Annotated in this window: 20 protein-coding genes; 5 read left to right on the forward strand and 15 right to left on the reverse strand. The window is 70.3% G+C overall.

What is annotated here, in order from left to right; all coding sequences use genetic code 11:
• Positions 1 to 3 precede the first annotated feature (3 nt).
• Genes OG702_RS05025 through dnaK form a run of 8 tightly spaced genes read right to left on the reverse strand, consistent with a single transcriptional unit; the run spans position 4 to position 8999 of the window.
• Positions 4 to 1674 (reverse strand): FAD-dependent oxidoreductase, encoded by a 1671-nt coding sequence (locus OG702_RS05025; RefSeq protein ID WP_327293091.1) that lies wholly within the window; start codon positions 1672 to 1674, stop codon positions 4 to 6.
• Between the two features lie 59 nt (positions 1675 to 1733).
• Complete coding sequence (locus OG702_RS05030; RefSeq protein WP_327293092.1) at positions 1734 to 1997, reverse strand: UBP-type zinc finger domain-containing protein; 264 nt, start codon at positions 1995 to 1997, stop codon at positions 1734 to 1736.
• The gene (gene trxA, locus OG702_RS05035; protein ID WP_327287666.1) at positions 1997 to 2515 is read right to left on the reverse strand and encodes a thioredoxin; all 519 of its coding nucleotides are present in this window, start codon (positions 2513 to 2515) and stop codon (positions 1997 to 1999) included. Before trxA ends, OG702_RS05030 begins: the two co-directional genes overlap by 1 nt.
• Positions 2515 to 5139: an ATP-dependent chaperone ClpB gene (gene clpB / locus OG702_RS05040; RefSeq protein WP_327287667.1), complete on the reverse strand. Its 2625-nt coding sequence runs from the start codon at positions 5137 to 5139 to the stop codon at positions 2515 to 2517. Before clpB ends, trxA begins: the two co-directional genes overlap by 1 nt.
• Positions 5130 to 5519: a chaperone modulator CbpM gene (locus OG702_RS05045; protein ID WP_442814304.1), complete on the reverse strand. Its 390-nt coding sequence runs from the start codon at positions 5517 to 5519 to the stop codon at positions 5130 to 5132. The genes clpB and OG702_RS05045 overlap by 10 nt, the downstream gene beginning before the upstream one ends.
• Entirely contained in the window at positions 5516 to 6493 is a 978-nt protein-coding gene (locus tag OG702_RS05050) for a J domain-containing protein (RefSeq protein WP_327287668.1), read from the reverse strand. The genes OG702_RS05045 and OG702_RS05050 overlap by 4 nt, the downstream gene beginning before the upstream one ends.
• Positions 6494 to 6500: 7 nt before the next feature.
• Positions 6501 to 7079 (reverse strand): nucleotide exchange factor GrpE, encoded by a 579-nt coding sequence (locus OG702_RS05055; RefSeq protein ID WP_327287669.1) that lies wholly within the window; start codon positions 7077 to 7079, stop codon positions 6501 to 6503.
• Positions 7080 to 7088: 9 nt separating this feature from the next.
• Complete coding sequence (gene dnaK / locus OG702_RS05060; RefSeq protein WP_327287670.1) at positions 7089 to 8999, reverse strand: molecular chaperone DnaK; 1911 nt, start codon at positions 8997 to 8999, stop codon at positions 7089 to 7091.
• A 241-nt stretch (positions 9000 to 9240) separates the two neighbouring features.
• Here dnaK and OG702_RS05065 point away from each other — a divergent pair, with 241 nt between their 5' ends.
• Together OG702_RS05065 and OG702_RS05070 are read left to right on the forward strand one after the other, a co-directional pair.
• Positions 9241 to 11109 (forward strand): PucR family transcriptional regulator, encoded by a 1869-nt coding sequence (locus OG702_RS05065; protein ID WP_327287671.1) that lies wholly within the window; start codon positions 9241 to 9243, stop codon positions 11107 to 11109.
• A gap of 228 nt (positions 11110 to 11337) precedes the next feature.
• Positions 11338 to 13512 carry an FUSC family protein gene (locus tag OG702_RS05070; RefSeq protein WP_327287672.1) on the forward strand — a complete coding sequence of 725 codons (2175 nt, stop codon included), beginning with the start codon at positions 11338 to 11340 and terminating at the stop codon, positions 13510 to 13512.
• Between the two features lie 20 nt (positions 13513 to 13532).
• On the opposite strand, the gene OG702_RS05075 is transcribed toward OG702_RS05070, so the two are convergent.
• Positions 13533 to 14126, reverse strand: a complete 594-nt coding sequence (locus tag OG702_RS05075; RefSeq protein ID WP_327287673.1) for a TetR/AcrR family transcriptional regulator — start codon at positions 14124 to 14126, stop codon at positions 13533 to 13535.
• A 156-nt stretch (positions 14127 to 14282) separates the two neighbouring features.
• Here OG702_RS05075 and OG702_RS05080 point away from each other — a divergent pair, with 156 nt between their 5' ends.
• On the forward strand, positions 14283 to 15257 hold the full coding sequence (locus OG702_RS05080; protein ID WP_327287674.1) for a zinc-binding dehydrogenase: 975 nt from the start codon (positions 14283 to 14285) through the stop codon (positions 15255 to 15257).
• 152 nt (positions 15258 to 15409) lie between these two features.
• On the opposite strand, the gene OG702_RS05085 is transcribed toward OG702_RS05080, so the two are convergent.
• Together OG702_RS05085 and OG702_RS05090 are read right to left on the reverse strand one after the other, a co-directional pair.
• On the reverse strand, positions 15410 to 15997 hold the full coding sequence (locus tag OG702_RS05085) for a hypothetical protein (RefSeq protein ID WP_327287675.1): 588 nt from the start codon (positions 15995 to 15997) through the stop codon (positions 15410 to 15412).
• Positions 15994 to 16530 (reverse strand): RNA polymerase sigma factor, encoded by a 537-nt coding sequence (locus OG702_RS05090; protein ID WP_442814305.1) that lies wholly within the window; start codon positions 16528 to 16530, stop codon positions 15994 to 15996. Before OG702_RS05090 ends, OG702_RS05085 begins: the two co-directional genes overlap by 4 nt.
• Before the next feature lie 287 nt (positions 16531 to 16817).
• Between OG702_RS05090 and OG702_RS05095 the strand changes: the two genes are divergently transcribed.
• Positions 16818 to 17216 (forward strand): hypothetical protein, encoded by a 399-nt coding sequence (locus OG702_RS05095; RefSeq protein ID WP_327293093.1) that lies wholly within the window; start codon positions 16818 to 16820, stop codon positions 17214 to 17216.
• A gap of 289 nt (positions 17217 to 17505) precedes the next feature.
• Here OG702_RS05095 and OG702_RS35370 read toward each other — a convergent pair whose 3' ends face one another.
• The 4 genes from OG702_RS35370 to OG702_RS05110 all read right to left on the reverse strand — a co-directional run bounded on the left by OG702_RS35370 (position 17506) and on the right by OG702_RS05110 (position 23624).
• Entirely contained in the window at positions 17506 to 17955 is a 450-nt protein-coding gene (locus tag OG702_RS35370) for a DUF6980 family protein (RefSeq protein ID WP_442814306.1), read from the reverse strand.
• Between the two features lie 219 nt (positions 17956 to 18174).
• Positions 18175 to 19809 carry an RICIN domain-containing protein gene (locus OG702_RS05100; protein ID WP_327287677.1) on the reverse strand — a complete coding sequence of 545 codons (1635 nt, stop codon included), beginning with the start codon at positions 19807 to 19809 and terminating at the stop codon, positions 18175 to 18177.
• Between the two features lie 194 nt (positions 19810 to 20003).
• Positions 20004 to 21518 (reverse strand): hypothetical protein, encoded by a 1515-nt coding sequence (locus tag OG702_RS05105; RefSeq protein WP_327287678.1) that lies wholly within the window; start codon positions 21516 to 21518, stop codon positions 20004 to 20006.
• 99 nt (positions 21519 to 21617) lie between these two features.
• Positions 21618 to 23624 (reverse strand): glycoside hydrolase domain-containing protein, encoded by a 2007-nt coding sequence (locus OG702_RS05110; protein WP_327287679.1) that lies wholly within the window; start codon positions 23622 to 23624, stop codon positions 21618 to 21620.
• Between the two features lie 787 nt (positions 23625 to 24411).
• On the opposite strand from OG702_RS05110, the gene OG702_RS05115 reads away from it, so the two are divergent.
• The gene (locus OG702_RS05115) at positions 24412 to 25959 is read left to right on the forward strand and encodes a Rieske 2Fe-2S domain-containing protein (RefSeq protein WP_327287680.1); all 1548 of its coding nucleotides are present in this window, start codon (positions 24412 to 24414) and stop codon (positions 25957 to 25959) included.
• Positions 25960 to 26071 lie beyond the last annotated feature (112 nt).

The following is a 26071-nucleotide window of genomic DNA, read 5'->3' on the forward strand; positions in this document are numbered from 1 at the left end:
AGGTCATCTGATGTCGGGTGGTCCCACCTCCCCGAGGTGCTCGTGCGCCAGACGGACGGCCATCGCGCCCTCACCGACCGCGGAGGCCACCCGCTTGACCGAGCCGCTGCGGACGTCGCCGACGGCGAAGACCCCCGGCAGACCGGCCTCCAGCGCGAGCGGGGCGCGGGCCAGGGGGTCCCAGATGTCCGCTGCCACCTGGGCCACGTCCTGCCCGGTCGGAATGAAGCCGCGCCGGTCGAGGGTGAGGGCGTCGGCGAGCCAGGAGGTGGCGGGACGCGCGCCGATGAAGACGAACAGAGCGCGGGCTGCCAGCTCCTGCTGCTCGCGGGTGCGGTTGTTCTCGACCACGAGGGATTCGACCCGGTCCTCGCCGGTCACCTCCCGGACCTCGGTGTGCAGCCGGACATGGATCCGCGGGTGCCGTTCGATCCGGTCGATCAGGTAGCGGGACATGCTGTGTTCCAGGTCTCCGCCACGGACCAGAAGATGGACGGCCGGCGACTCGCGCGCCAGGAACAGGGCCGCCTGGCCGGCGGAGTTGCCGCCGCCGACGACCGCCACCGGGTCGAGGCGGCAGGTCCGCGCCTCCCAGACGGTGGCGGCGTAGTGGACCCCGAGACCTTCGAGCCGTTCGACGCCGGGGGCGGTCAGCCGCCGGTAGCGGGCGCCGGTGGCCACCACGACGTTGGCGGCGGTGATCGTGCCGCCGTCGGCGAGCCGCACCACGCTGTTCCCGTCCCGCCGTTCGAGGCCGGCGGCCTCGGCGGGGACGTCGATCCGGGCGCCGAACCGGTTCGCCTGGACGACGGCGCGTTCGGCGAGCTCCATGCCGGAGATCCCGGCGGGGAAACCGAGGTAGTTCTCGATCCGGGAGGAGGTGCCGGCCTGGCCGCCGGTCGCCACGGCGTCCAGGACGACGGTGGAGAGTCCCTCGGTGGCGCCGTACACCGCGGCGGCCAGGCCCCCGGGCCCCGCGCCGACGACCACCAGGTCGCAGACGGCCTGCTCGGCGGTCTCGGCGCGCAGCCCGATGACGCGGGCGAGTTCGGCGTTCGAGGGATCGCGCAGCACCCGGTAGTCGTTCCAGACGACGATCGGGGTCTCCTCCGGAGCGATCCCGAGCCGCATCAGCAGCTCCTCGGCCTCGGTGTCCTTCTCCAGATCGGCCCAGCGGTGCGGGAGGCGGTTGCGGGCGGCGAACTCCAGCAGCCGCCGGGTGTCGGGGGAGAAGGCGGAGCCGATGATGCGGAAGCCGGTGCCCGCGCCGGCCAGCATCGTGCGGCGCAGCAGGTAGGCCCGCAGGATCACGTCGCCGAGTGCGGGTTCGCGGCTGAGCAGGTCGCGCAGGGCCGCGGAACCCACCGCCAGCACCTCGCCCGATGTTCTCACCACCGCGCTGAGGAAGGCGGTCTGGCCCTCCAGCAGACCGAGCTCGCCGAGGAAGCTCCGCGGACCGTGCAACTGCACGACCTGTTCCTGGTCGCCGTGGCCCTCGACCACGGCCACCGTGCCGCTGAGGACGACGAAGAACTCCTCGCTGGGTTCACCCGCCCGGAAGAGCTGTTCGCCCTCGCAGACCGGCTGGACCTGCCCGCAGGATCTCAGGACCGCGATCTGGTCGTCCGTCAACGGCGGATAGGCGCCGTAGACGTCGGCTGTCGGCGTGCGCATCGGCACGATTCGCTCCCTTCGGTGGAGACGGAGGCGGAGGCGGGGCGAGCTCTCCTGGCTCAGACCATCGCCTCGTGCACGAAGCACCACCGCCAGTCCTCGCCGGGTTCGAACGACCTGACGATCGGGTGTCCGTCGGTCGCCGCGTGAGCGCGGGCGTGCCGCATCGGCGAGGAGTCGCAGCATCCGACGTGGCCGCAGGTCAGGCACAGGCGCAGGTGCACCCACTGGGTCCCCATGCGCAGGCAGTCCTCACAACCCTGCGGCGTGCTGGGCACAACGGGCCGGACCATGGACAGGTGCGGGTCGGGAAGAGTGGTCATCATGGCCTCCTGGAGGCGGGATCGGCTGATCCATGGGCCGCCGACAGCGACTCGTCCACCCACTGGCGCAGCGCGTTCGCCGGCGCGGCGCCGGTCTGGCGGGCGACCTGCCTGCCGTGGTCGAGAATCAGCAGGGTGGGTACGGCTTGGACTTCGAAGCGGCGCGCCAGAGCCGGGGACCTGTCGATGTCGACCTTCACGAGCTTGATCCGGCCGGCCAGGTCCTTGGCGACCTGTTCGAGGGCCGGGCTCACCATGCGGCAGGGGCCGCACCAGGTGGCCCAGAGATCGACCAGCACGGGCAGGCTCGCCTGGTCGGCGACCTCCCCGAAGTCGGCGTCGCCCGCTTCGGCGATCCACGGCAGAGGGGCCCCACAGTTTCCGCAGCGTGGGCTGCCCTCCGCCGCGGCGGGTACGCGGTTGGTCCGGCCGCAGTTGGCGCACGCGACCGTCCGCACCGAGGTCTCGGCGCCGGTACCGCTGCCGCGGTCGGCACGGCCTTGTGGGGACGCATTCATCACGGCTCCTCCGGCTGGTCCTGGAGAGTGACGGTCAGTTCGCCGTCCACGGCGTCGACCAGGATGGTCACGCCCTCGCGCGCCTCGCCGCTGAGCAGCGCGCGGCCGATCCTGGTCTCGACCTCGTGCGAGATGAAGCGACGCAGCGGCCTGGCTCCGTAGACCGGGTCGTAGCCCTCAGCAGCGATCAGGTGGCGGGCCGGCTCGGTGAGGACGAGCGTGATGCGCTGCTCGGCGAGGCGGTCGCGCAGCTCGTCGAGGAGCAGATCGACGATGCGCTCGATCTGCGCGATGCCGAGCGGATGGAAGAGGATGATGTCGTCCACGCGGTTGAGGAACTCGGGGCGGAAATGGCCGTTGAGTTCGTTCATCACCATCGCCCGCGCCTCGGGCTTGATCTCGCCGGCCTGGGTGGCGTCCTGGAGCAGGTACTGCGACCCGAGGTTGGAGGTCATGATGATCACGGTGTTGCGGAAGTCGACGGTACGTCCCTGCGCGTCGGTGATCCTGCCGTCGTCCAGCACCTGCAGCAGCGTGTTGAAGACGTCGGCGTGCGCCTTCTCGATCTCGTCGAACAGGACGACCGAGTACGGCTTGCGGCGTACCGCCTCGGTGAGCTGGCCGCCTTCCTCGTAACCGACGTATCCGGGGGGCGCGCCGACCAGGCGGCTGACGGTGTGGCGTTCCTGGTACTCGCTCATGTCGAGGCGGATCATGTTGGTCTCGCTGTCGAACAGCGCGGCGGCCAACGTCTTGGCCAGCTCGGTCTTCCCGACGCCGGTGGGGCCGAGGAAGATGAACGAGCCGATCGGCCGGCGCGGGTCGCGTACCCCGGAGCGGGCCCGTATCACCGCGTCGGCGACCAGCTGCACGGCCTCGTCCTGGCCCACGACCCGCTCGCGGAGGATCTCGTCCAGCTTGAGCAGCTTCTGCCGCTCGCCCTCCTGGAGGCGGGTGACGGGGATGCCGGTCCACGCGGAGACGATCTCGGCGATCTCCTCGGCGGTCACCACCTCGCGCAGCAGCCGGCTCTCGCCCTGCTTGCCGGCGAGCTGCTCCTCCTCGGCGGCCAGCCGGCGCTCCAGCTCGCTGACGGTCCCGTAGCGCAGCTGGGCGGCCCGGTTGAGGTCGTACGCGCGTTCGGCCTCCTCGGCCTCCTGCCGTGCGCGTTCCAGGTCCTGGCGCAGTTCCTGCACCTTGCGGATGGCCTGGCGCTCGGCCTCCCACTGGGCGTGCTTGGCGTCCGCCTCGCCCCGCAGGTCGGCCAGTTCACGGCGCAGGTCCTCAAGGCGGGCGCGGCTGGCCGGGTCGGTCTCCTGGTCCAGCGCGGCCTCCTCGATCTCCAGGCGGGTCGCCCGGCGGGTGAGTTCGTCGAGTTCGGCGGGCATGGAGTCGATCTCGGTCCGCAGCCGCGCGCAGGCCTCGTCGACCAGGTCGATGGCCTTGTCGGGGAGGAAGCGGTCGCTGATGTAGCGGTAGCTGAGGGTGGCGGCGGCGACCAGGGCGTTGTCCTGGATCTTGACGCCGTGGAAGATCTCCAGTCGCTCGCGGATGCCGCGCAGGATGGAGATGGCGTCCTCGACGGTCGGCTCGTCCACCAGGACGGTCTGGAAACGGCGCTCCAGGGCGGCGTCGGACTCGATGTGCTTGCGGTACTCGTCCAGCGTGGTGGCGCCGATCATGTGCAGTTCGCCGCGGGCCAGCATCGGCTTGAGCATGTTGCCCGCGTCCATCGCACCCTCGGCTGCGCCGGCCCCGACGACGGTGTGCAGCTCGTCCACGAACAGCAGGATCCGGCCCTCGGCGCCCTTGACCTCCGACAGAACGGCCTTGAGGCGCTCCTCGAACTCGCCGCGGTATTTGGCTCCGGCCACCAGCGAGCCCATGTCGAGCGAGAACACCGTCTTGTCCCGCAGCCCTTCCGGCACGTCGCCGCGCACGATCCGCTGGGCCAGGCCCTCGACGATGGCGGTCTTGCCGACGCCGGGTTCGCCGATCAGGACCGGGTTGTTCTTGCTCTTGCGGCTGAGGATCTGGATCACCCGGCGGATTTCGGCGTCCCGGCCGATCACCGGGTCGAGGCGGCCGGTGCGGGCCTCGACGACGAGGTCACGCCCGTACTTCTCCAGGGCCTCGTACGCTTCCTCGGGGTTGGCGGAGGTGACCCGCTGGTTGCCGCGCACCGTGGTGAGGGCGGCGAGGAAGGAGTCCTTGGTGAGGCCCTGTTCGCCGAGCCGCCGGCCGGCCGCGGTGGCCGAGCCCTCGTCCACCAGGGCCAGCACCAGGTGCTCGGTGGAGACGTACTCGTCCTTGAGCCGCTTGGCCTCCTGTTCGGCGGTGTCGAGCAGCCTGGCCAACCGCTGGGTCACCATCACCTGGCCGGGAGCGGCACCCGGGCCGGTCGTGCGGGGGCGCTTGGCGAGATCGGCCTCGACGGCTGCCCGCAGGGCGGGCGGGTCGGCGCCGGCGTCCGCTAGGAGACGGGTGGTCAGGCCGTCCTGCTGGTCGAGCAGGGCCAGCAGCAGGTGCTCCCCGTCGACCTCGGTCTGGCCCATCCGTACCGCGACGCTCTGCGCTTCCTGCAGTGCTTCCTGGGACTTCTGGGTGAGGCGGTTCATGTCCATGTCGTCGGCTCCTTGGCGGCTCGTTCGCTGCGCCGCAGTGCGGTTTCCAGGCGTTCGATACGGTCGAGCAGGTCCAGGACGACGCCGATGGCCGCGTAGTTGAGGCACAGCCCGGTCCGCAGCCGCTGCACCCGGGCGATGGCCGACGGCGCGCCGGCCCTGAACCACAGCCGGCCCCCGGTGTCGCGCTCGGCGTCCACCAGCCCGAGGGCGACGAAACGCCGGACGAGTTCGGGCGGCAGTCCGCTCCGGCCGGCCACTGCGGCCATGGGGAGCTGATAGGCGCTGTGGCTGCTGCGGTAGGCCCGCACCAAGGGATATGCAGCCTTGGTGCCGGGCCGTCCTGCGCCGTGGGCGGGAGATCGGTGTTCGGCTCTCATGTCTGCTTCCTCGGGTCGAAGGAGGAGACAGCGGCCAGTTCCTCGAACAGCTCACGCTCGCGCGGGCTGGGCGAGGGCGGCACCATCACCTTGATCTCGGCGTAGAGGTGACCGGGTGAACCCTTCGGGTGCGGCATCCCCTCGCCGCGCAGCCGCAGCCGGCGGCCGGTGGAGGTGCCGGGCGGCACATGCACCTTGACCGTCCCGCCCGGCCCGGAGGCCGGCACCGTCGCCCCCAGCGCGGCCTCCCAGGCGGTGACCGGCAGGTCGACGTGGATGTCGCGCCCGACGAGCCGGTAGCGGGGGTGGGGGGCGATGCGGACCACGAGATAGAGATCCCCGGCGGCACCCGGGCCCCGGCCCCGGCCGCCCTCCCCCGCGAGCCGGATGCGCTGCCCGTCGACGACGCCGGCCGGGATGGTGACGTCGTAGCTGCGCTCCCCGCCGGGTCCGCCGAGGGTGATCTTCCGCCGGCCGCCGCGGTACGCCTCCTCCACGCTGAGGGTGAGTTCGGCCTCCTGGTCCGCGCCGGGGATCGGGCCGCCCCGCCCGGCGCCGCCGGCCCGGCCGCCGAACATGCCGCCGAAGAGGTCCTCGAAGTCCACGCCGGAGCCGTCGAAGCCGGTCTCCGTCCAGGTCCGGGAGCCCGCCCGGTCGGCGCCCCGGGTGCCGCCGAAGGGACTGCCGCGGTACGCGCCGGCTCCGCCGCCGAAGCCCTGGCCGGCCGCGACACGCTCGTCGTAGTCCGCCGGAACCTGCCGGAAATCGGGGCCGAAGCGGTCGTAGCGGGACCGGGTGTCGGGGTCGGAGAGCACGCTGTACGCCTCGTTGATCTGCTTGAAGCGCTCTTCCGCCGCCGGATCGCGGTTGACGTCCGGGTGGTAGCGGCGGGCCAGGGTACGGAACGCCTGCTGGATCTCGGCGGCGTCGGCGGTGCGGGGAACGCCCAGCACCTCGTAGTAGTCCTCTGCCATGGCGGCCTCACTCCTGCTTGCGGCTGACCGCCACCGCGGCCGGTCGCAGCTGGTGACCGGGTTCGCCGTAACCGGGCCGCAGCACCTGGACGACCGTGCCCGCAGGTGCGTCGGCTTCATCCACCACGGACACCACCTCGTGCTGCTCGGGGTGGAAGGGGACGCCGGTCTCCTCGTAGCGGGGGTAGCCGAGGTTTCGCAGCACCTCGACGGCCTGGTCGCGTACCGCCCTGACCCCGCTGACGATCGCGCCGGGGTCGTCGGGGCCGGCGTGGGCGAGGGCCAGGTCGAGGTTGTCGACGACCGGGAGGAACGCCGCGGCCACCTTGGCCCGCTCGGCCTCCCGTTCCCGGGGAAGCTCGCGGGCGTAGCGCTTGCGGAGGTTGTCCAGGTCGGCGAGGGCTCGCCGCCACCGGTCCTCCAGCTCTTCCACCTCGGGGCTGCGGGGTGCCGGTGCCGCCTGGTGCTCCGCGGCTTCGGGGGCCCCCGGGGCGGTCTGCGGTGCGGGTGTCCGCTCAGGCGGCGGCTGCTCGGACTCGGGCGGGGAGCGGTCCTCGGCGGGACGCGTCTGTTCCTGATCCGACATCTCCCCGCCTCAGCTCTTGTCGAAGTCGGCGTCGATGACGTCGTCGTCACCGCTCGGGGAGCCGCCCTCGGGACCTGGGCCAGGCTCTGCGCCGGGCTGGGCCTCGCCTCCGGCCCCGCCCGGTCCAGCGGCGTGGGCGGCCAGCGCCGCGTGGATCTGCTGGAGCTCGGAGGTCAGGTTCTGGGCCCGCTCCGCCGGCGCCTCGTCCTTGACGGCGGTACGCGCCTCGTCGATGAGCAGTTGGGCGCGGGCGCGCTCGTGCTCCGGTGCGGCGTCGCCGAGGTCGTCCAGGCGTCGCTCCACCTGGTACGCGGCGGCGTCGAGTTCGTTGCGGGCGTCGATGGCCCCGCGCAGGGCCAGGTCGCTGGTGCGGTTGCTCTCGGCCTCGTTGATCATCCGTTCGACCTCGGACGGGTCGAGGTTGGAGCCCTCGCTGATGGTGATCGACTGCTCGGCGCCGGTGTCCCGGTCCTTGGCGCTGACCTTGAGGATGCCGTTGGCGTCGATGTCGAAGGTGACCTCGATCTGGGTCTCCCCGCGCCGGGCCGGCCGCAGGTTCTCCAGCCGGAAGCGGCCGAGCACCCGGTTATCGGCGGCCAGTTCACGTTCGCCCTGTAGCACGACGATGTCCACGGCGGGCTGGTTGTCCTCAGCCGTGGAGAAGGTCTCCGACCGGCGGGCGGGGATCGTGGTGTTCCGCTCGATGATCTTGGTCATCACGCCGCCGGCCGTCTCGACGCCCAGCGACAGCGGGGTGACGTCCAGCAGCAGGACGTCCTTGACCTCGCCCTTGAGCACCCCGGCCTGGATGGCGGCGCCCAGCGCGACCACCTCGTCCGGGTTGACGGTCATGTTCGGGTCCTTGCCTCCGGTCATCCGGCGGACCAGGTTCTGCACGGCCGGGATACGGGTCGAGCCGCCGACGAGGATGACCTCGTCGATGTCGTTGTCGCTGACCTTGGCGTCACTCATCGCCGTCCTGACCGGTTCGAGGCACCGCTCGACCAGGTCCGAGGTGATCTGCTCGAAGGTGGAGCGGCGGACCGTCTCGGTGAGGTGCTTCGGCCCTGCGGCGTCCGCCGTGATGAACGGCAGGCTCACCTGGGTCTGGCTGACCGAACTCAGCTCGGTCTTCGCCTTCTCAGCCGCTTCGAACAGCCGCTGCAGAGCCTGCGGGTCCTTCCGCAGGTCGATGCCCTCGGCCTGCTGGAAGCCGTCGGCCAGGTGGTCCACCAGCCGGCGGTCGAAGTCGTCGCCGCCCAGATGGGAGTCGCCCGCGGTGGCGCGGACCTCGACCACGCCGTCGCCGACGTCCAGCAGGCTGACGTCGAACGTGCCGCCGCCGAGGTCGAAGACCATGACCGTCTCGTGGCCCTTCTTGTCCAGCCCGTAGGCCAGCGCCGCGGCAGTCGGCTCGTTGATGATCCGCAGGACGTCGAGGCCGGCGATCTTCCCGGCGTCCTTGGTGGCCTGGCGCTGAGCGTCGTTGAAGTACGCCGGCACGGTGATGACCGCCTCGGTCACCTTCTCGCCGAGCGACTTGCCGGCGTCGTCGGCCAGCTTGCGCAGCACCTGCGCGCTGATCTCCTCCGGCGCGTACTGCTTTGCGCCGACCTCGAAGCGGGCCACCCCGCCGGGTCCCTCGACCACGTCGAAGGAGACCGCCTTGGCCTCGTCGGAGATCTCGTCGTAGCGGCGTCCGATGAACCGCTTCGCGGAGGTGATGGTGCCTTTGGGGTTGAGGATCGACTGCCTTCGCGCGAGCTGTCCGACCAGCCGCTGGCCGTCGTCGGAGAAGGCGACCACCGACGGGGTCGTCCTGGCCCCCTCGGCATTCGGGACGACAGAGGGCTCACCGCCCTCCCAGACCGCGATCACCGAGTTCGTGGTGCCGAGATCGATGCCCACTGCCTTCGCCATAAGAATCTCCTCCGTCGCGACCGGTCGGGCGGCTCGCCAGGCGTACGGAACCCGGCGATGACACCCCGTCTTCGGGTGTAGCGCGGCACGTGGCGTACTTCCTCGCCCTGCCAGGACCAATCCGCGCCGGCGTTCCGGCCCGCGAGGACGGGGACGCGACACGGTTCGCAGGTGAGAGTGCCTGCCGAGCGGCGTAACGTGGAAGGAGGGAAGCCGCTGTCGAGCCGCGAATGGACCTGCGATGGACGCTGTTCCCACTCCGACCGCCGGGCCCCTCCACCCCATCCCGCAGCCGGGGGCCGCGCGACACGCACTGCTGCGGCTGGCGACGGTCATGCTCGACGGCGAGGACGAGCGCGAGGTGCTGTGGAACGGCATGGCTGCGATCGCCGCCACCGGCCCCTTCACCGCAGAAGCGGCCTATACCGTGCACGACGGTCTGGCGCGTCGCTGCCCACCGCACCAGGTCGCCGCCCGCGCCGTCGCCCAGCCACCGAATACCGCGGCGCGGGAAGAGGCGGTGCACCCCACCCGCGACGTCCCCGCTGAAGCAGCCGCCGCCGACGTGGTGGCCGCCGACCGGCTCGACCGGCGGATCGACGCTCTGGACGGCAGCAGCCGGCACCTGCACGAGCCGGGTATGCCGTGGGCACGAGCTATCGCTCTGCGGTACCGGGATCACTGCCTGGGTTACCTCGTCGTCCGGTCCCTGACCACGCCCTCGGCGGAGGAGACCGCCCTGACGGACCTGCTGGCACAGCAGACCGGAAACGCCCTCGCGCGCCTCACCGGGCACGGGATGGATCCGGACCGCGCCGGGTCGGAGAGCGCGCCGGGGACCGGGGACCCGCCGGCGACCGGGAACGTACCGGGGACCGAGGGCGGCCCGCCTCCCCCAGGAGTCGGCGCGACCGTCTCCGCCCTGGCGTCGAGGCTCGCCATCCGTGACGCGCTCTCCCGAGCCGCCGTCTCCGGCAGAGGCGAGCAGGGAATCCTGCAGGCCCTCTACGACCACACGGGATTCGCGGCCCTCACCGAGGACCGCTTCGGCAACACGCGGGCCTGGGCCGGTCCCCGCCGGGGCCGACCCGAGACGGGGGACGGCAGTGGGCGGCGGCCGCAGTCGAACACCCGGCGCCGGGACGCCCTGATGAGCGGTGCGCGACGCCGGCCCGGCATCGTGCGGGACCGGGAGCGGCTGATCGTCCCCATCGAGATGGCCGGCGATCTGCTCGGCGTGGTCGCGCTGGCCGACCCGGACCGGCGAGCGACGGAAACGGACACCTCGGCGCTCGAGCAGGCGGCGCTGGTGCTGGCTCCCCAGCTCGCGCACGAATGCAGGCTGGCCGAGCTGGAACCCCGGCTGAGACGCGACCTGGTCGACCGGCTGATCTCAGGTGAGGCGACCGACGACGTCTTCACCCTGGCGGCAGCCCTGGGCCACGACCTCCACCGGGCGCACAAGGTCGCCGTAGTGGAATGGCCAGGTCTGGCCGAGACGGCCGCGCTCGGGGACGCGGTGGTGCGGGCGGCCGGGCGGCTGCGCCTGGACGTGCTCGTCGGATCTCGTGGCGAGACCACAGTCGTCCTCGTGGCCGATGAGAAGCGGCGTGATCCGGGAGGCGAGCTGCACCGGGCCCTGTCGGACGAACTCGGCACCGGGGCCGGCACGATCGGGGTCGGCGACCACTGTGACGTCCTCACCGATCTGCCCCACTCCTACGACGAGGCGGTCCGCGCGCTCACCGTCCGCCGCCGATCCCAGGATCCGTACGGCAGCACCATCTTCGACGAACTGGGCCTGTGCCGCATGATGGGCACCGGCGACGGCGAACGGGAAGCCGACCGCTTCGTCCGCGAGTGGCTGGGCCGGCTGCTGGACTACGACGCCCGCCACCACACCGAGCTGGTGACGACGCTCTCGCGCTACCTGGAGAGCGGCGGCAGCTACGACGCGACCTCGGAGACGCTTCTCATCCACCGCAGCACCGTCCGCTACCGCCTCCAGCGCATCCGCGAGATCACCGGGCACGACCTCAGCGACGTCGGGACCCGCCTGAACCTGCACGTCGCCACCCGCATCCGCAACGTGCTCGACGCACCGCGCTGAGTGGCGCGCGGACCATCAAGACTTGGCCGGACACGTTCAAGGACAGGACCGGCCGTCCGATGAAGGCCACTGACCGGCGCGGGCGATCACGAGGAGTGAGGTCAGCAGGCGGCGATCGAGCCGTGCCCGCCCACCCTTCCGCCCGGGCAGGACCGTCGCTCGATCGGGGCAGCTGGCGGCGGCGCGGCCGACCCGGTCCGGCAGGGCATTGCGATTACGCTCACCCCCGTGACGTGGCTGCGGGCCTTCAAGGAGGTCGTGCGATCCGGGCTCACGATCGAGGAGACACGGCTGGAGCCCCTGCTCGCCCTGCGCACGGCGGCCGGTGTGGCGATCGTCATCGGGTCGGTGTTGTGGCTGGCCTCCCCTTCCTATGCCGCGGCCGCCGCCCTGGGCGCCTACTCCGCGGGTGGCGCCACCTTCCAGCGCACCTGCCGTCCACGCAAGGTGATCGCACTCGCCGGGGGCGCGGGGCTGGCGCTCAGCACCTTCGTGGGCTACCTGGCGGCCGGGCGGCTCGCGACGTTCCTTCCGCTGCTGGCCGTATGGGCCTTCGTCGCGGGCATGGCGTGGGCCGTCGGATCGACCGCTGGGATCGTCGCCGCGACCACCGTCGGCAGCATGCTGGTGACCATCACCTTGCCCACGAGTGCCTGGCGGGCCCTGGAGCACGCCGGGGTCATCGCGCTCGGAGGCGTCGCACAGGCCGTGCTGATCCTGCTGTTCCCGATCCGCCGTTGGGGGGCGCATCGTGACGCGCTCGCCGACGCCCTGGCCGCCGTGGCGGACTACGCCCGCCGGCTGCGGCACGACCCGACGGCGCCGTTCGACCCGGAGTCGCTGATGGCGGCCCGGGACGCGGCCGCCGTGACGCCGTCACAGGCTCGCACCCGTCCCCCCGTACTCCACGGCCCCCGGGGACTCGCCGAGCGCATTCGCCCGGTCCTCGCCGCGCTCGCCGACCCGGACATCGGCGCCCCGGCGGAGGGACCCGGGCGGGACCGCGCCCGGGAGTTGCTCGACGCGGCCGCCGACGTTCTGGACACGGCAGCCCGTTCGATCCGCCGCGGCACTCCCGCCGAGGTCCCGCCCGAGAGCGTGGACGCCCTGCGCGTCGACGAGGAGCACGAGGTGCTCGAAGGGTCCGCGCGGCAGGCCGCCGAACAGCTCGTGGAGCTGCTCGGCGAGGCGATGGAGATCGCCGCGACCGGCGACGACCGCGAGCCTGCGCCTGCGCCGCCCGGCCCCGTGGGCGCCGAGTTCCTGGTGCGCCCGACCCTTTTCCGGCTGGTCCCCGTCGTCCTTCGGGCGGTCCGCCGTGAACTCCGCCGGGACTCACCGGTTTTCCGGCACGCCGTCCGCCTGGCGGCGGTGGCCCCGCTCGGCTACCTGCTCGCCACCCGCCTCCCCCTGGGCCACGGCTACTGGGCGCCCCTCACCTCGGTGATGGTGATGCGGCCGGACTTCCACCGGACGTTCACGCGCGCGGTGGCCCGTCTCGCCGGCACCCTGGCGGGAGTCGCGCTCGCCACCGCGATGGTGCGGGCCCTGGGCTCGGGCACCCATGTGTGCGGGGCGCTGGCGGTGGTCGCGGCGGGCCTGTCGTACACCGTGATCCGTACCGGCTACGCCTACTCCCAGTGCTTCACCGCCGCGTACGCCGTCTTCTTGCTCGGCATGGCAGGTCAGGCATGGGAGCAGACGGTCCCGGAGCGCCTGGTGCTCACCCTGCTCGGCGGGGCCCTGGCCATGCTGGCGTACCTGGCGTTTCCCGCATGGGAGACGCACCGGCTGCCGGGCCGGCTCGCAGACTGGCTCGCCGCCAACGGACGCTATGCGGCAGCGGTGTTCCGCAACTACGCCGAGCCGACTCGGGAGCATCACGCCGCCATGCGTAGGGCACTGCTGGCGAGCAGGAAGGCAGCTGCCGCCTGGCAGGAGTCCTACGACAGGGCGAGGCGGGAACCGGTCCGCCCCAGGGGTCTGACGTCGCGCGAGGCGGAGGAGGCGCAGGAAGCGCTCAAGGGGTTCGGCCGGGCGGCGATGGTCATGGAGAATCACCCCCCGCGGGCCGACCGCCGCTCCGTCCCCGAGTCGAAGCGGTTCGCCGAGGCCCTGGAAGCGGACACCGCGCGGGCGGCAGCCGACGTACGCGAGCACAGGAATCCGGACTGGAAGCGCGTGAAGGAGGCGCTCCACGCATGGGACGGTGCCGCCGGGGACCGTGGCCCGGTGGTGCGGCGCGGGGCGGAACTGCAGAAGCGGGCCTTGGACGACTTCGCGACGGCGGTGACCCGCACACCCCTGGAACGGGACGTCAGCTCCGCTCGGGAGGATCAGCGGGTGCGGGCGGTCGTGGCGGGGGAAGGTGACGAATCGGGGGTCGCACACCAGGGCGGGTGACAGGCGGGGTCACGTCCGGGTCAGCCCTGCTTCGGCGCTGTCGCCCAGGTGTTGGCGACCGTGATGACCGCGCCGGCGAGTTCCGCGGACTGTGCGGCGATCACCCGGGGTGGGGAGGGCATGCCCTGGTCGAGCCACCAGGTGATCGACTCGGTGAACATGGCGCCGAGCAGGGTGGCGGGCAGCGTGTCGGGGGCCGGCCGGCCGGGCGCCTGGGCAGGCTGCGGGAGGTGTTCCTTGACCATGTCGGAGAGCGAAGCCCGCATCTTCGCTGCGAACCAGGTGCTGCCCTTCCTGCCGAGCATCGCGCCGTAGAAGCGGTGGTACTGCGCGATGTGCTCGAAGAAGGCGGCCCAGCGCTCGGCGGCGGACCGGGTCTCGCCGTCGGCCATGGTGCCGTGCAGTTCGGCCATCGCGTCGTCGAAGATCTGCTCGACCAGGTGGAACTTGTCCTGGTAGTTGCGGTAGAAGGCGGCGCGGCTCACCATCGCCCGTTCGGTGATCCCGCCGACCGTCAGGCGGTCGAATCCGCGTTCCTCGATCAGCTCGATCAGCGCGTCACGCAGGAGTTTGCGGGTGCGGCGGACGCGGAGGTTCTCGGCGGGCTGCGACACTTCGCGCTCCTTGTCTCGGCCGGGACAGAGCCGTCGATCTGATCCTTGTCGGACCCTCCGCCGGATGGCGAGGCTGGACCCGAACAGGATGCCCGGCCCCGGACAGGTTGTCCCGCCCGGGTGCGCACGTCCATCGGTCCACCGAGGAGCCATCCCATGAAAGCCGTCCAGGTCAGTGAGTGCGGTCCGCCGGAAGTCCTCCGCGTCCAGCAGGTGAAGGACCCCAGTCCGTCGGAAGGGGAGGTCCTGATCGCGGTCGAGGTGGCCGGGGTCAGCTACGGCGACATCGTCGTCAGGTCCGGCCGCTACCCCTTCCCCAAGCCCTACGTGCCAGGACTCGAAGCCGGCGGCAGGGTCGTAGCGGTCGGCGCAGGTGCGGACCGGTCGCTGGTCGGCAAGCGCGTCGTGGCCGCCACCGTCGGCATGACCGGCGGCTACGCCGAGTTGGCGCTCGCCGAGGCCGCCAACACCTACGAGGTGCCCGCGGGCCCGACGCTGGAACGCGCCGTCGCGGTATTCCAGGCCGGCGCCCTCGCGATCGGCCTGGTCTCGGCGATGCGGGTGCGCCCGGGCGACAGCGTGCTGGTCACCGCGGCCGCGGGCCGGATCGGCTCACTGCTGGTGCAGCGCGCCAGGGCCGCGGGCGCGACCACCGTGATCGCCGCCGTGGGCAACCCGCAGAAGGCCGTGGCGGCGGCCGGGTTCGGAGCCGACACGGTCGTCGACTACACCGCCCCCGACTGGGTCAAGAAGGTCAGGGAGGCCACTGGCGGCAAGGGCGCCGACGTCGTAGTCGACGCGATCGGCGGCGACATCGCCACCCAGGCACTTGAGGCCACCGCCGACGGCGGCGGCCGGTTCGGCCTGTACGGCTTCACCTCCGGCACCTGGCTCCCGCTGGACGCCCACCAGATCGGACGGCGCGGCATCACCGTCGTAGGCGCGCTCGGCATCACCTTCGCCAAGCCCGTCGAGGAGCAACGCGCCGACGCCGCCGAGGCTCTGAGGGCAGCCGCCGCCGGACAGCTCGTCCCCCGCATCCACGGCACCTTCCCGCTGGACCGCGCCGCCGACGCACACCGCGCGGTGGAGAGCCGCGACAGCATCGGCGCCGTCCTCATCCGCCCCTGACCCCACCGAGTTCTGGGCGGCACTGCTCGTGGCCCTCGGCTTCGCGGCCGCCACGGCAGGGTCGCCGTCCGGGGACGGCGGGGCGCCGCGAGGGGTGCGGCTGCACCCGTTCACGACGCCCCGCCGGTGTGTCCGGTGAGTTCCTCGGGCGGTCAGTGGCCGCCGGCGGGCGCGCAGGTCGCCGGCAGGAAGCCGATGGCGTAGAAGTGGCCGCCCTTGCCCGAGGGGCCGCTCCCGATCCACGCGGTGTCGCCCCGGTAGAGGATGAAGGTGGGGCCGGTTTGATTGGGCTTGTCCGAGCGCCCCCAAACCGTCGTGCCATTTTCGCCGGGGTGGATGGGGAGCTGCGTGAACTCCTTCCCGGAACCGCCGTTGAAGTGGCACGTGTAGGGGCCCGTCGCGTCCTGGACGACATTGATGCCCGCCGCACGGAGCTTGCTCTCCAGCGCCTCGACCTGGGCCTTGTCGCGGATGAGGTTCAGAGCCTGGTGCGCGGTGACCTTCACCGCGCCGTCCTTCTGCACCTCGACCGCGTATGCGGGGGTCGAACCGCCGCCGGGCACCACGGCCAGCACCACGCCGACCGCGGCCGCCGCGGCCAGGCCCATGCCGGTCCGGCGGGCGATCGTGCCGCGGCGCGCGGGGGCCGCCACGAAGCGGTCGGTGGGAAGCTCGCTCGCGGGGCGCCCGGCCTCGTCCTTGAGCGCGTCCCAGAGGCGGTCTTCGAAGGTGTCGGTCATTTCCTGCTCCCGGTGACGGTGACGGAGGTGGCGGAGGTGCTGGAGGTGGCGGGTACGGCGGGGACGTCCCCGCCAGGGGTCACGGCGAGCCGGCGCAGCCGGGTGCGTGCGCGGTGGAGGGCGACCCGGGCGGTCACCGCGGAAATGCGGAGCGCGGCCGCGGCGTCGGCCACGGAGAGCTGGTCGACGGCGACGAGTTCAAGCACCGCCCGCTGCCGTTCCGGGAGTCCGGACATGGCCTCGATCAGGGCGCGGCCCTCGTTCTCGGCCACCAGCCGGTCCTCCACCCTGGCGATGTCGTCCGGGCTCATCAACCTGCGCCCGGCGATACGCGAGTTGAGCACGTCGGCCCGGCGCCTGCGCCGGTACTCCGCGGAGACCACGTGCTGGGCCACACCGAAGAGCCAGGCCCGCTCGTTCCGCGCCGCCGTCCGGTAGGCGTCGCCGGAGTCGACGACCGCGAGGAAGACGTCGGCGACGACGTCGGCGACGGTGTGCGGATCGTCGAACCGCCGGCTCACGAAGCGGGTCACGTCCTCGATGTGCCGCCGGTAGAAGGCTTCCAGATCCCCGGGATCCCGGGCAGGATCACCCCGGCGACGCATTGGTCTGTTCACTGGATCGCTCTCCGATCTCGACTGCCCTTCTTACCTGACACCCGTACGTGGGAATCCAGGCGGAAAGCGTTACCGACGAACATGCCGCCGAGGTGATCCCAGGGGACGACGATCGACCGTGCTGCTTCAACCGGCCTACCCGACCGTGACGAACGCGGAGCCGATGCTGCGTCTGCTCCCCTGTGTCAGTGCCCTGCGGCATGATGATCGGCGTGAACACCGAGACACTGGTAGACGTCTGGCAGCAGCTTCTCGCCGAGCCTGGCAAGTCGTGGGTACTGTTCGGGCAGGGCACTTGTGTCGTGCTGACCGCTCCGGACGGGGAGCTTGCGGAGCAGGCCGCCGAGCTCCTGAAGAAGTTCGGCCCGGTGAATGCCGGATCCTCGGCGGGAGACTTCGGGGTGATCGACCTCACGGACGTCGAGGGGTGGGTCGTCACCGGGCATCACGACGACGTCCTTACCTATGTCGGCCCCGATGAACCTCAGGATCCGTCACATCTCGCTGTCGGGCTGCTCGGACGCTCCAAGCGCCACCGGGACGGCACCGAGCTTCAGGTCGTCCACGTCGAGGACAAACGAGGCTCGGCGGACCCGGTCTGAAAACTGCTTCGCCCCAACTGCTCGCCGGACTTGACTCCCTCGCGGCGATGCTGACGCCGATGCCCCACGGCGCTCGGTGTGGCCGCTCGACCGGGGCCGGTAACGGGTGCGGCCGGCCCCCTTCGACAGTGCGGGGGTCAACGGCGCACCGTCGACTTCTCCACCGCGTCAGGAATGGCACCGGCCGAGCTGGTCCCGCCCCACGGCCAACCTCCCCATCCGGGACTCGCTCTGCGCTCCGGGGGGTGGATGAGGGCCCCTTTCAGAAATGGGTCAAAGCGCTGGTTGCTCACGCTTGAGGTAGCGTGGTGAACCATCTGCCATCCTGGAACTCGGCAGGGACTTCGTCTTTCCACGGGTCGATTCCGCGACGCTCCAGTTCGTCGAACCACCGGTCCCGTTGCGACTCAGGAAGCCGTTTTCCGCACCATGGACAGAAGTCGATCCTGACGCTCGATGCACCCCCGTCATGGATGATCAGGCCGTACTCGTGGAACCTGACGCTGCAGAAAACCAGAGCGTCCGGGCATACGAAAGGGTCGTCGTGATGGTCACAGTGCCAGTTCACCTGGCTTGTCATCGTCGCGCAGCAGTGCTCGGCCATGGCCTCGGCCTTTCGGGAATCGGCAGGGTGAAGGAACATAGAATGGAGCGGACCGCGGCCCTGCCGAAGACTTCGTCCACGCAGCTCATGGTCGCTTTCAGCTCGTCCCGACTGAGAGCCGGGTGCGATCTGCATGAACGTGTTCAACGGGAGGTCGGGCAAACGAGAATACGTTCGAGCAGACCCGTCCTCCGCACTCCGAATCGAATGTCGTCAATCTCCGTGGCCGTTGTCGCTCTGGAGCGGCAGCGCTGAAAGAGCTCAGCGTTCCGTCGAGGGGCGGAGAGGTGCGTGCCGGGGCCCGCCCCCACGGGGGAGAGGACAGGGCCCCGGCACGCGGTCAGGGGGCCGGCGTCACGAGCTGCCGGTCCAGTAATGGGCGGTACTCGCGGACAGGCACGGCCACTGGGTGGCCGGGGCGTTGTCGTCGGTGCGGGCTCCGTCGATTGTCAGGCACATGTGGGCGTTGGTGTCGACGAGCATCGAGCCGCCGCCCGCACCATCCGGACCGCGTGTCCACTGCTGCGCCGAGCTCTTGTTGCAGTCCCACTGCACCATGGTGGTGCCCGCCGCGGTCTTGCCGCCGTAGACGGTCAGACAGCGGTCGCTCTGGAAGTCGCGGATCTCGGAGCCGTTCCAGTACCAGCTCTCCGCGCTGCTCCCGTCGCATGTCTGCTGTACCACCGTCGCGCCGTTGTCGAGGGCCGAGCCGGACGGCATCAGGCACTTCCCGCTGTTGACGTTCTTGAGCCGGACGGTGGTGATGGCCCGAGCGTTCGGCGCGAAGTCGAAGACCAGGCGCTGCGGGTACTTCTGGGTGGACTGGTCGACCTCGTTGACGCCCTGGACACGCTGGGTTGAGGCGTCCCAGTCAAGGTTCTGGGTCATGTCGGGCGCCGCGGTGAGTACCGACGTCGCACCGCCCGGTGGGCCCTTGTGCACGCAGGAACTCTCACGGTAGCCGGTGTGGTACCTGCTCGGGCAGGCGCCACTGATGAAGAACGAACCCTGGGCGTACACCACACCCTGCATGTGCCACACAGGCGACGTCCAGGCGGCGCTCGCCGGAACCGTGCCGAAGGACGAGCCGTTGCCTGCCCTCGGCAGGCCGGTCTCCGGATCGAACGGCCAGCGGATCAGCCGCCCGCCGGCCGCGTCTGCCTGAACGTACTCGTTGGTCGTCAGCGCGGAGTTCGCGCGGTCGAAACTCATCCCGTTCAGGCACGGCGCCGTTCCGGTCACGGAGTTGCAAGCGGCCCCGGATGCGGATGTGGTCCGGTAGACGTAGCGGACGGGCAACACGTACGCGTACCCCTGCAGGCCGCCCTTGGCGCGCCGGAGGTCGCCGAGCTGGTAGACATCGAGCCGGCCACCGGCGCCGACCAGCAGGTTGTCCCCGTACCAGACCACGCTGTCGGCATGACTTCCCCGCGGGATCACCGATCCACCGGAGCCCGCGGTGACCATCAGCACGTCGACGTACCGCGGAGTGCTCGACCCGCGGTCGACGAAGCGGAGTTTGCTCAGGCTGTCGCTCTCACCGCCGTGCCAGGACACCACCTGCCAGCGGTTACCCCGCCAACTCCCGTCACCCGCAGCGTCGTGCGGCACCGAGATCCCCTGGGGCGCCCAGGAGTCCCGCCCGCCGTCATCCGTGGGGTTGTTCCAGCAGTAACCGTCGGCATCCACACCCGGATTGAACGGCGTCGGGAAGCACAGTCCGGACTTCCCCGCAGCCCCTGTACCCGCAAGGGTGCTCAGATCCTGATACGTCAGACCAGAATTGGCGGACAGCCCGGCGATCTGCGGACCGTAGTCCACGTCCGGCGTGAGAGTGAAATGGCTCGCGTCGATAGGTGCCAGACCGGATGCGGCATGCGCGGTCCCCGAGCCGAGCAGGGTGCCGAGCAGCCCGAGGATCAGGCCGGCGGCCCGCAACAGCCGCCAGGAGCCGCGGCCGGCAGGTAAAGCGCAGATAGGAAGCAACACGGTTCCCTCAGTGGGTGGTTGAGCGGCGGGGTGGTGCGGCGGGCGAGCGGGTGCCCGAGCCGACCACCCCGACTGCGTTGTCGGTCAGGAAAGTGCGGAGACCCTGGTACGTATATGTCGTTGCGGGCCACCCCTTGACGCGGCCGCACGGCACCCGAAGCAGGTCGGCGCCCCCGCGTAGCTCCCCGCTTCGGTCAGGCGTTGGTGCCGAGGTGGAGGGATCCGTCGGGGAGTGCGGTGAGGTAGGTGGCGAAGATCTGGCCGTTGGCGTCGACCTTGGTCGCGCTGGCGCTCCAGGTGCCGGCCGCGCTCCGGGCCCGGTCCCAGACCTGACCCCCCGCAACGGTCGCGACATGGACCTCACCGTTGGGCAGCCCGGTCGCCGAGATCTGCGTGACCGGACCACCACCGTCGACCTTCGTACCACCGGACCAGGTCCCGTCAGTGTTACGCGTGCGGTCCCACACCTCGCCGTTCACCATCGACAGAACATGGAGCGTCCCGTTCGGAAGAGCCGCCAACGCCACGTCAGCAATGGCACCTTGAGCGTCGATCTCCGTCGAACCACTCCACGCACCGGTGCTCCCGGTACGGTGCCGGACCCAGATCTCACCGTTGACGACCATGGCGACATAGAGATCTCCATTGGGCAGCGCAGCAGCCGCCACATCGGTGATCGAACCCTGAGCATCGACCTCCGTACCACCCGACCACGTCCCGCCGGCGTTACGGGTGCGATCCCACACCTCGCCGTTGACCAGCGACAGCACGTGATACGTCCCGTTGGGCAAACCCGCCCCCGCGACATCCACGATCGCCCCCTGATCATCGATCTTCGTACCACCCGACCACGTCCCGTCCGCATTCCGCGTCCGGTCCCAGATATCACCGTTGATCAACGTCTCCACATGCTCCGTCCCGTTCGGAAGCGAACCCGCCGCAACGAAGTTGATCCCGTCGTTGTCATCGATCAACGTCGCATTCGCCGCCCACGCACCACCCGAAGCACGCGACCGATCCCACACCCGCCCATGAGCAGCAGTGGCATCGCCCTGGATGTTCTTGAGTCGCGCGGGCTTGAAGGTGCCGTATCCGGCGAAGTACGGGTACGGGATCTGGCGGTAGTGCACGCCGCTGCCGGTGAACTCGTAGCCCATGTAGGCGGTGTGGGACGAGTCGGTCCACGAGGAGAAGAGGGCCACGTGGCCGCTGTTGCCGGAGGAGTCGTTGAGCAGGACGTCGCCGGCCGCGAGGCTGTCCTTGGTGCTCCACCCGGCCACACCGTCGGGTATGAAGGTGTTGGTGGTCAAGGACGCGCTCAGGTGCCAGGCCATCGAGACGTAGCCGGAGCAGTCCGTGCGGTACCCGGCGTAGCTGCCGCCCTGGTTGTAGTCCAGGCCGATACCGACCCAGGTCTTGGCCCGCTGGATGACCTGGCTGCGGGTGATCGGCGGAGAGGACACCTGGGGGCTGGCGAGGTTCGGAGCGCCTGGAGTGGATCCTACGGCGGTGACCGGCCCCTGGCCGGCGCCGCCGCGGTCCCCGGCTGGCACCGATGAGGTCCCCGCGCCGGCGAGGGACGTCCCCGCGCCCGGCACGGCAACGGCTGTCTGAGCGGTGATCACAAGGACGGTCGCCGCGAGCGCGGCCGTCGCGACGGCGCTGGTCTTGCCTCGTCGGAAGTGAGCTGAAGACACGATTCTCCTCATGCAGGAAAGTGGGGGTGCAGGCCGCCCCGGCGCTGAAGCGCGGTGCTTCAGCGCCGGGTGAGCGAGAGCGCCGGCCGAGCCGTACGCCCCGGGCAGGGGTCAGGCGTTGGTGCCGAGGTGGAGGGATCCGTCGGGGAGTGCGGTGAGGTAGGTGGCGAAGATCTGGCCGTTGGCGTCGACCTTGGTCGCGCTGGCGCTCCAGGTGCCGGCCGCGCTCCGGGCCCGGTCCCAGACCTGACCCCCCGCAACGGTCGCGACATGGACCTCACCGTTGGGCAGCCCGGTCGCCGAGATCTGCGTGACCGGACCACCACCGTCGACCTTCGTACCACCGGACCAGGTCCCGTCAGTGTTACGCGTGCGGTCCCACACCTCGCCGTTCACCATCGACAGAACATGGAGCGTCCCGTTCGGAAGAGCCGCCAACGCCACGTCAGCAATGGCACCTTGAGCGTCGATCTCCGTCGAACCACTCCACGCACCGGTGCTCCCGGTACGGTGCCGGACCCAGATCTCACCGTTGACGACCATGGCGACATAGAGGTCCCCGTTCGGCAGCGCAGCAGCCGCCACATCGGTGATCGAACCCTGAGCATCGACCTCCGTACCACCCGACCACGTCCCGCCGGCGTTACGGGTGCGATCCCACACCTCGCCGTTGACCAGCGACAGCACGTGATACGTCCCGTTGGGCAAACCCGCCCCCGCGACATCCACGATCGCCCCCTGATCATCGATCTTCGTACCACCCGACCACGTCCCGTCCGCATTCCGCGTCCGGTCCCAGATATCACCGTTGATCAACGTCTCCACATGCTCCGTCCCGTTCGGAAGCGAACCCGCCGCAACGAAGTTGATCCCGTCGTTGTCATCGATCAACGTCGCATTCGCCGCCCACGCACCACCCGAAGCACGCGACCGATCCCACACCCGCCCATGAGCAGCGGTATCCGTTGTGAACTGGACGTCGAGGTAGTCCCGGTCGATGTTGATCGAGGTGCCGCCCCAGGTCTCGAGAGTGCCACCCGAGTATTGGTGCACGCGCTGGTGCTTGCCCCAGTCGGCGGCCGGCACCACCGGGTCGGTGGTGTTCGCGGCGCCGTTCCACAGCGCGTCGAAGATCGCGTCCGGCATGGCGTAGCCCGTGTAGTGGTTGACCAGGTCCTGGATCCCCGAGCTGCTGCTGCTGTAGATCGCCGAGCGGTATCCCTTGGCGTGCAGTTCCTTCGTCCAGGCGGACTCGAACGACAGCACCGTGGCCGAGTAACTGCTGGAGTAGGCCTCCATGTCGTAGTACAGCGTCGATCCGGGGCTCAGCCCCAGCGCACCCGCATGGCTGACCGCGTCGTCCGCCGCGCTGGTGCCCTGGGCGGTGGACGAGGTGATGTCAGAAGCCTGCAGGCCGACGTACAGCGGCACGAACCGCCAGCCGGCACTGGCCTGTTGCGTCACCCAAGCGGCCGTCAGGTTCGGCTGCGCACAGGCCCGCTGCGAACCGCCGATGTAGATGCCGACGGCGCCGTACGGTGAGCTCGCGTTCCACGCGTTCATGGCTCCGGCGGAAGGCGCCGCGCAGGCGTCGAAGCCCTTGCCCGTGTAGTTGGTCACCGTCGCCGGCAACGCTGCCGCGGCCAGGGGGTGTTGCGCCTGCTTCCCCTGCGGCGGGCTCATCGGGAGCCCGGCATCCGACAGGATGTTCTGCACCAGGTCCGCGTCGGTGTCGTAAGTTGCGGTAACGGTGAGATCGGCTGCCCTGACGTCGTACTCGTGCCCGATCAGATCGGCTGTCGTTCCCTGCTGGGACGCCGGGTTCACTGCCGGTTCGACGAGAAGCGACTCGGTCCTGCCGATGAGGTCGCTCGGGCAGTCCTGGCTGGCGCCGGGGTGCCCCAGATACACCGTGTGCTGATCGAACCGCACACAAGACCGGGGACTCTCCCCCAAGTCCACCACCTGCCACGATGCCGGCACGGTGAAAACGTAGTCGGCATAACTGACTTGCCGCGTCAGTGCCGGCGCCGCAGCCTGAGCCGGGCCACCGCCGAGGCCGGAAGCGCCGAGAGCCGTCAGAGCCGCCGAAGCAACGAATAACAGTCTCTTCCTCATCGAACTCCTCAATATGCGCGTGACTAAATACGCCGGGAACACCCAACCGGGCAGCTACCGCTCCGCATCGATCCATATCTTTCGAAAGGAGCGACCACAATCCGAAATCAGAAGGATTCGGACAGAGTGAATGACAGGTCCCTTTTTCTTCCCCCTAGAGCCCCACCGGAAGGGGTCTCCAATTGCTCGGGCTTGCCGCGCACTGTATTGGCGGGGCGCTCGGCATGGCAAGCACTCCCGGCGAATCTGAGCTTGAACTGAGGTTCTCAGTGAACTCACCAGCGCATCCCGTGGAACAATCCTGCTGCTTCTTTGTACTTTGGTGCTCATACGAAATCATCCGATGTCGCGGTCTGCCACGGCGTACCGTCTGTTCGGCGTCGCGGCGCAACGAACCAGGGCGCCGGCACCCCGCGCCGAACACCCGGCCCGGAGCCGGGGTCGCATTGGGGGGCCATGTCCTGTGCGCTGGCGATCCGATGACGGCGCGGAACGGACCGCCGACGCCGTGGGGCGTTACCGGGCAGCCGGGGGGAGGCGCCTCGATCCGGGGGGCGACGAAGTCGCCGCAGGCGGGGAACGGCGACCGGGTGACGGCCATTCCGGCGAACCGTAGTCTCCACGACCTGCTCTGACCAGCGCATTCACGTCCTCTGCCGGCAGGGGCACCCGCCCTGGTGGTGCGCGGTGGCCGAGACGCAGACACCGTAGACAGGGATGTCGGATCCGTCCCTTCCGATGGTGGTCGGGCTCGGTGACTCACTCAGCCGGGGAGGAGCGCAGTGGAATGCGGGTAACAGGGCTTGGGCACGCGGGGTTGTTCATCGAGAGCGTCGCGGGATCGGTGCTGTGCGATCCGTGGGTCAATCCGGCCTTCTTCGGTTCCTGGTTCCCGTTCCCGGACAACTCGGATCTGGACTGGGCGCAGTACGGGCAGACGGCGGACTACCTGTACATCTCGCACCTGCATCGAGACCACTTCGATGCGGAGAACCTGCGCCGGAACGTGCGCAAGGACGTCACCGTCCTCCTGCCGGCATTCGCCACCAATGAGCTGGAGCGTGAGCTGAACGCGCTCGGGTTCACGAATTTCCTGCGCACTCACAGTGACGTACCGATCGAGCGCGATGGATTGCGCATCATGATCACCGCGCTGACGGGACCCGGCGACGGGCCCATCGGCGACTCCGCGCTGCTGCTGGACGACGGCACGGCGACGCTGTTGAACCAGAACGACGCGCACCCGCTGGACATTCCGGCGATCAGGAGGTTCGGTGAGATCGACGCGCACTTCCTGCAGTTCTCCGGCGCCATCTGGTGGCCGATGGTCTATCAACTGCCGGACAGCGCGAAGAAGGAGTTCGCCGCCCGCAAGCGCCGGGGACAGTTCGACCGCGCGCTGCGCTACATCGACGCGGTCGAGGCGGCGCACGTCTTCCCCACCTCAGGCCCGCCGTGCTTCCTTGACGAGGAACTGTTCGAGTTCAACGGCACTGGCCGGGACGGTGAAAGCATCTTCACCGACCAACGAGAGTTCCTGGAACAGCTTGCCCAGGAACGGCCCGGCACATCGGCGCACCTGATCCTGCCGGGAACCGTCGCCGAACCGGAGCGGACCGCGTGCAAACTCACCCATCGCCACACCCCCGAAGAGATCGACCACCTCTTCGGTGACAAGCGCGAGTACCTGCGCAGCTACGCCCGCAGGCAGCAGCCCGCGCTGGACGCCGAGCGTGCTTCCCGGGCGCCGGCGCTGCCGCCCGAGGAGTTGCTGGCAGCGCTGAAGGAGTGGTGGGAGCCGCTGCTCGTACGCGCGGACCGGATCTGCGCCGGAGTGGGTGGCACGGTGCGCCTTGATGTGGACGACACCCCGATCGTGATCGACTTCCCGGCGCGGGAGGTCCGCCTGTGGGACGGTGAGCGCGGTGAGCGCTGCCGCTACACGCTGTCGACCTCGGGCGACCTGGTGGCCACCAACATCGCGAGGCGCGAGATCGACTGGTCGAACAGCCTGTTGCTGTCGCTGCGGTTCACCGCCAGCAGGGTCGGACCCTACAACGAGTTCGTGTACGTGTTCTTCAAGTGTCTGTCGCCCGAGCGAATCGACTACGTGGAGAACTACTACGACGCCTGTGACGACGACGGCGAGGACATCCTGATCGACGGCTGGCAGGTACAACGTCGCTGCCCGCACCTGGGCGCCGACCTCAGCCGGTTCGCAGTGGTGAAGGGCGACGAACTCACCTGCACGCTGCACGGCTGGCGCTACGACATGACCACTGGCCGCTGCCTGACCGCGGACGACCACGACATCCGCGCCACACCACTCCGCTGAGCCACTACGGCGAGGAGGGCGCCCAGGAGGCCGGCGGCCCCCTCATCCGCCGCCGTGCGGTGCGCGCGGCTGGCCAGGGCCCGGCTGCTGCGCGGCGAACCGGAGCCCGGCA

Source organism: Streptomyces sp. NBC_01198, assembly GCF_036010485.1.
GTDB lineage: Bacteria > Actinomycetota > Actinomycetes > Streptomycetales > Streptomycetaceae > Actinacidiphila.

Excerpts from the sequence above, each read along its gene's own strand:
- OG702_RS05025 (WP_327293091.1), bottom strand. The coding sequence starts at position 1,674 with ATGCGCACGCCGACAGCCGACGTCTACGGCGCCTATCCGCCGTTGACG.
- OG702_RS05030 (WP_327293092.1), bottom strand. The coding sequence starts at position 1,997 with ATGACCACTCTTCCCGACCCGCACCTGTCCATGGTCCGGCCCGTTGTG.
- trxA (WP_327287666.1), bottom strand. The coding sequence starts at position 2,515 with ATGAATGCGTCCCCACAAGGCCGTGCCGACCGCGGCAGCGGTACCGGC.
- clpB (WP_327287667.1), bottom strand. The coding sequence starts at position 5,139 with ATGGACATGAACCGCCTCACCCAGAAGTCCCAGGAAGCACTGCAGGAA.
- OG702_RS05045 (WP_442814304.1), bottom strand. The coding sequence starts at position 5,519 with ATGAGAGCCGAACACCGATCTCCCGCCCACGGCGCAGGACGGCCCGGC.
- OG702_RS05050 (WP_327287668.1), bottom strand. The coding sequence starts at position 6,493 with ATGGCAGAGGACTACTACGAGGTGCTGGGCGTTCCCCGCACCGCCGAC.
- OG702_RS05055 (WP_327287669.1), bottom strand. The coding sequence starts at position 7,079 with ATGTCGGATCAGGAACAGACGCGTCCCGCCGAGGACCGCTCCCCGCCC.
- dnaK (WP_327287670.1), bottom strand. The coding sequence starts at position 8,999 with ATGGCGAAGGCAGTGGGCATCGATCTCGGCACCACGAACTCGGTGATC.
- OG702_RS05065 (WP_327287671.1), top strand. The coding sequence starts at position 9,241 with ATGGACGCTGTTCCCACTCCGACCGCCGGGCCCCTCCACCCCATCCCG.
- OG702_RS05080 (WP_327287674.1), top strand. The coding sequence starts at position 14,283 with ATGAAAGCCGTCCAGGTCAGTGAGTGCGGTCCGCCGGAAGTCCTCCGC.
- OG702_RS05085 (WP_327287675.1), bottom strand. The coding sequence starts at position 15,997 with ATGACCGACACCTTCGAAGACCGCCTCTGGGACGCGCTCAAGGACGAG.
- OG702_RS05095 (WP_327293093.1), top strand. The coding sequence starts at position 16,818 with ATGATCGGCGTGAACACCGAGACACTGGTAGACGTCTGGCAGCAGCTT.
- OG702_RS35370 (WP_442814306.1), bottom strand. The coding sequence starts at position 17,955 with ATGCAGATCGCACCCGGCTCTCAGTCGGGACGAGCTGAAAGCGACCAT.
- OG702_RS05105 (WP_327287678.1), bottom strand. The coding sequence starts at position 21,518 with ATGAGGAGAATCGTGTCTTCAGCTCACTTCCGACGAGGCAAGACCAGC.
- OG702_RS05110 (WP_327287679.1), bottom strand. The coding sequence starts at position 23,624 with ATGAGGAAGAGACTGTTATTCGTTGCTTCGGCGGCTCTGACGGCTCTC.
- OG702_RS05115 (WP_327287680.1), top strand. The coding sequence starts at position 24,412 with ATGCGGGTAACAGGGCTTGGGCACGCGGGGTTGTTCATCGAGAGCGTC.